The sequence below is a fragment of the Spirillospora sp. NPDC049652 genome (genome assembly GCF_040675125.1).
GTDB lineage: Bacteria > Actinomycetota > Actinomycetes > Streptosporangiales > Streptosporangiaceae > Spirillospora.
This window is the reverse complement of record NZ_JBFAOF010000918.1, coordinates 1-2,833: the sequence shown is the minus strand read 5'-3', so window position 1 is coordinate 2,833 and position 2,833 is coordinate 1. Positions and strand designations below refer to the sequence as shown.

Sequence of the window (2,833 nt, the reverse complement as noted above, 5' to 3'; positions counted from 1 at the left end):
CGCGCGCGGCCCGCGTCCCGCGGGCGCCGGTCCGGGCCGGCTCCGGCCGCGCCGCCGTGCCGTTCGGGCACGCGGACGATCCGCACCTCGGCCCGTCCGGTCGGCTCCTCCAGGCTCAGGTCGGTGAGCGGCGGGAACGGCACGAACGGCGGGAAGGGCGGAAACGGCGGGAGGTCGGCGAACGCCGGAAGGTCGGCGCACGCCGGGACGTCCGAGCGGTCCGGGCGGTACGGGTGCGGCGGGTGCTCCGGGCAGTGCGGGAACTCGGGAAGCGCGTCGTCGGGCTCCATGTTCGATCACCTCGGTAGGCGGGGGCCCCGCCCGTCCGGGCGGGGCGGAGCGCGCGGACCCGGATGTCCGCGCGCCCCCGGCCGGGCGCGCTACGCGCGCACCGGTGCTGCTTCGGCGGCGCGCTCCCGGCGGGACATCGCCACGTCCCGCGTCTCGCGCATCCGGACGTAGACGACCAGCGACAGCGCCGCGCACGCCGCGACATACCAGTAGAAACCGGACTCGGCGCCGCCCTTCTTGAACCAGAGCGCCACGTACTCGGCGGTCCCGCCGAACAGCGCGTTGGAGATCGCGTACGGCAGCGCCACCCCGAGCGCCCGCACGTGCGTGGGGAACAGCTCGGCCTTCACCACCGCGTTGATCGAGGTGTAGCCGGTGACGACGACCAGGCCGGTCAGCATCAGCCCGAAGGCGGGCCAGAACCCGGACGCGTGCCCGAGCGCGGTCATCAGCGGCACCGTCCCCACCGTCCCGGCGACCCCGAACGCGATCAGCAGCGGCCGCCGCCCGATCCGGTCCGACAGGGCGCCGGCGAGCGGCTGCAGCAGCGCGAACACCAGCAGCGCGCAGAAGCTCACCAGCGACGCGGTGCTCTTCGGCAGCCCCGCGGTGTTGGACAGGTACTTGGTCAGGTACGTCGTGTAGGTGTAGTAGGCGAGCGTCCCGCCCGCCGTCAGCGCGATCACCAGGACCGCCTCGCGGCGGTGCCGCAGCAGCTCGCGGACCGTCCCGCGCTCGTCCGCGGCGGCGGCGGCCTCCCGGTCCGGGCCGTCCGCCGCCTCGGTGAACACCTCGGTCTCCAGCAGCCTGCGCCGCAGGTAGAAGATGACGGCGGCGCCGACCGCGCCGACGACGAACGGGATGCGCCACCCGTAGGACTTCAGCGCCTCCTCGCTCATGGTCCGCTGCAGGACGATCTGCAGGCCGAGCCCGAGCAGCTGCCCCGCCGTCATCGACACGTACTGGAAGCTGGAGGCGAACCCGCGCCGTCCGGGCGGGGTGGCCTCGGTCAGGTAGGTCGCGCTCGCCGCGTACTCGCCGCCGACCGACAGCCCCTGCATCAGCCGGGCGACCAGCAGCACCACCGCGCCGAAGTACCCCACCGACCCGTAGGTCGGGGCCACCGCGATGAGCAGCGCGCTGCCGGACATGAGCGTGACGGTCAGGGTGAGCGCGGCCTTGCGGCCGCGCCGGTCGGCGTACCGACCGAGCAGCCAGCCGCCGACCGGCCGCATGAAGAACCCGACGGCGAAGATGCCCGCCGTGTTCAGCAACTGTGCCGTGGCGTTGCCCTTGGGGAAGAACGCCGACGCGAAGTAGGTGGCGAAGCTGGCGTAGACGAACCAGTCGTACCACTCGACGAGATTGCCGACCGAGCCGCCGAACACGGCCCGCCACGGTGTGCGGGCCGGGGTGGGAGTGGACACCGTTGACCTCCTGTTTCGCGGCGCCGGGGGACGCGCCGGTAGCAGGGAGCCTCGCCGCCCCGGCCCGCCCGGTCCAGGTCTGGACGGCCAGACCTAATCCGCCGTTAACACGCCGGTGCGGCGGGCGGCCCGGAGCGGCCCGGAGCGGCCCGCGACGGCGGGGGCCAGGCCGGCGGGTGGCCGGTCAGTAGGAGCGGGGGAGGCCGAGCTCGTGCTGGGCGATGTGCGCCAGGACGAGTTCCTCGGCGACCGGGATGTTCTTGGCGATGCGCGCGTCCCGGAAGAACCGGGCCACCGGGTACTCCAGCGAGTACGCCATCCCGCCGTGCGTCTGGAACGCGCGGTCGGCGGCCTGCCACGCGGCGTCCGCCGCCGTGAGCTTGGCGATGTTGGCCTCCGACCCGCACGGCCGGCCCGCGTCCCACAGCCAGGCGGCCTTGTAGGTCATCAGCCGGGCCAGCTCGACCTGCGCCTTGATCCGCGCGAGCGGGAACGCGACCGCCTGGTTCGCCCCGATCGGACGGCCGAACGGCGCCCGCTCGCGCGCGTAGTCGCAGGCCACGCGCAGCACGAGCGAGCCGAAGCCGACACCGCTCGCCGCCGCGAGGATCCGCTCGGGGTTGAGGATGTCCCACAGGACGCCGAACCCCTCGTCCGGGGCGCCGAGGACCCGCTCCACCGGCACCCGCACCTCGTCGAGGTACACCAGGCTGGACGCGACCGTGTTGGTGCCGAGCTTCGGGATCGGCCGGTAGGTGAGCGTGCCGTCCGCGACCGCCCGCCTCACGTCCACCAGCAGGACGGTGAAGCCGTGCGTGCGCGGCTCCGCCTCGGCGGCGGGGACCGTCCGGGTGACCAGGACCAGGAGGTCGGCGCGCTCCAGCCCGGAGATCCAGGTCTTCTGCCCGGACACCACGTAGTGGTCGCCGTCGAGCCGTGCCCGCGTCGAGATGCCGATCGCGTTGCTGCCCGCGTCCGGCTCGGTGATCGCGAAGCACGTCTCCAGGTCCCCGGACGCGATGGCGGGCAGGAACTCGCGGCGCTGGGCGACGGTCCCGTGCCGGGCGATGGTCAGTCCGCCGAACGCGGGGGTGAGCAGGTACAGGAACGCCGCC

The 2,833-nt window shown here is 74.1% G+C and carries 2 protein-coding genes and 1 pseudogene; all 3 read right to left on the bottom strand.

Going from position 1 to position 2,833, the window contains the following annotated elements; translation table 11 throughout:
- Positions 1 to 290 (bottom strand): annotated as a pseudogene (locus AB0J52_RS34840) (hypothetical protein); the annotation flags it as partial.
- Between the two features lie 90 nt (positions 291 to 380).
- The gene (locus tag AB0J52_RS34835; protein ID WP_500187159.1) at positions 381 to 1,718 is read right to left on the bottom strand and encodes an MFS transporter; all 1,338 of its coding nucleotides are present in this window, start codon (positions 1,716 to 1,718) and stop codon (positions 381 to 383) included.
- 184 nt (positions 1,719 to 1,902) lie between these two features.
- The coding region (locus AB0J52_RS34830) for an acyl-CoA dehydrogenase family protein (protein ID WP_500187158.1) at positions 1,903 to 2,833 on the bottom strand (931 nt) is incomplete at its 5' end.